Source organism: Pseudomonas sp. rhizo25, assembly GCF_031931935.1.
GTDB lineage: Bacteria > Pseudomonadota > Gammaproteobacteria > Pseudomonadales > Pseudomonadaceae > Aquipseudomonas > Aquipseudomonas synxantha.
Genome location: NZ_JAUJXA010000036.1, coordinates 1 through 1,982, shown reverse-complemented (window position 1 = coordinate 1,982; position 1,982 = coordinate 1). Strand labels below are relative to the sequence as shown.

Here is a 1,982-nt window from a genome sequence, read left to right as displayed (position 1 = left end):
TGGCCAGTGGCTTGCAGTTGGTAGGTTATGTGGTGCCTCACGCCACGGCGCTATCGCAAGCGGAGTTGCGCCAGTCGATCAAGGCCGCCTTGGCGGCGGTGTTGCCGGACTATATGGTGCCGGGCTTGCTGATGTTCCTCGATGTGCTGCCCCTGAGCCCCAACGGCAAACTGGACCGCAAGGCCCTGCCAAAACCGGATGTCAGCCAACAGCAAAACCACTATGTGGCACCGCGAACGGCGTTGGAAATCCAGGTCGCGGGGATCTGGCAAAGTGTGCTCGGCCTTGAGCAGGTGGGCCTCACGGATGACTTTTTTGCCCTCGGCGGCCACTCGTTGCTGGCGACCCAGATCATCTCCAGGGTGCGCCAGGCCCTGAACCTTGACGTGGCCCTGCGCAGCCTGTTCGAACGCAGCGTGCTTGGGGATTTCGTCGCCGGCCTGCACGGCCGCTCCCGTCAGGATGAGCTGCCTCTGGCGCCCATCGCACGCGATCAGGCGCTGCCCCTGTCCTACGCCCAGGAACGCCAGTGGTTCCTCTGGCAACTGGACCCGCACAGCGCCGCCTACCACCTGCCGGCTGCCTTGCGTCTCAAGGGCGCGCTGAATGTCGCGGCGCTGGAGCAAGCCTTCAACCAACTCATCGCCCGCCATGAAACACTGCGCACCACCTTTGTAGTGGACAACGAACACCCCCGGCAAGTCATCGCCGCAAAGGCCCCGCTGGCCCTCGTGGTCGAGACATTGCACGGCGCGCCGGACGACGCCACGCTCAAAACTTTTGTTGAACACGAAACCAGACAGCTGTTCGACCTGCAACGCGGCCCGCTGCTGCGGGTCAGGCTGCTGCGCCTGGCGGATGATGACCACGTGCTGGTACTTACCCAGCACCACATCGTTTCCGATGGCTGGTCAGTGCAGTTGATGGTTGAAGAGCTGATCACCCTGTACGGCGCGGCCCAGGCTGGGCAACCTGCCCCACTGCCGACCTTGCCGATCCAGTATGCCGACTATGCCGTATGGCAACGCCAATGGATGGACGCCGGCGAGCGTGAGCGCCAACTGGCCTACTGGACCGCCCAGTTGGCCGGAGAAAACAGCGTACTGGAGTTGCCGACGGATCGCCCGCGCCCGGCGGAACAAAGCTACCGTGGCGCCCACCTGTCACTCACCCTGGCGCCTGGGCTGAGCGACGCAGTGCAGCACATGGCCCCACGCCTCGGTGTCACGCCGTTCATGCTGTTGCTGGCTTCGTTCCAGGTTCTGTTGCACCGCTACAGCGGCCAGCACGATATCCGCGTCGGCGTACCCATCGCCAACCGCAACCGCATCGAGACCGAGGGGCTGATCGGCTTCTTCGTCAACACGCAGATCATGAAAGCCGAGTTCAGCGCGCAATTACGCGTCGAAGAGCTGCTGCAACAGGTCAAGCAACATGCACTGGATGCCCAGGCGCATCAGGACTTGCCGTTCGAACAACTGGTGGAGGCATTGCAACCGGAGCGCAGCCTCAGCCATAACCCGTTGTTCCAGGTGATGTTCAATCACCAGAGTGCCGACAAGCGCAGCAGCACCGATGGCCAATCACTGCCTTCGGCGTTGCAGGTCGAGGGGTTGGACTGGGAAGGCAGTACTTCGCAATTTGACCTGACCCTCAGCACCAGTGAGTCGGCCGAAGGCCTGAGCGCGAGCCTGACCTACGCCACCGACCTGTTCGACGCCGCCACCATCGAGCGCCTCGGTCGGCATTGGCAACAGCTGTTGCGCAGCCTCCTTGAAGATCCACAACAGCGGGTTGCAGACCTGCCGATGCTGGATAGCGGCGAGCAACACCAGATCGTCAGCGAGTGGAACAACACCGGTATCCAGTACCCGCTCGACCACAGCGTGCAGCAGTTGATCGAGGCCCAGGTGGCAGCCACGCCCGAGGCACCGGCGCTGGTGTTCGGTGAGCAACAGCTGAACTACGACCAGCTCAACCGG

General features: G+C 63.0%; 1 protein-coding gene. It reads left to right on the top strand.

Going from position 1 to position 1,982, the window contains the following annotated elements; all coding sequences use genetic code 11:
• A partial coding sequence (locus tag QZR30_RS27800) for a condensation domain-containing protein (RefSeq protein ID WP_311904778.1) occupies positions 1 to 1,982 on the top strand: 1,982 nt, incomplete at both ends.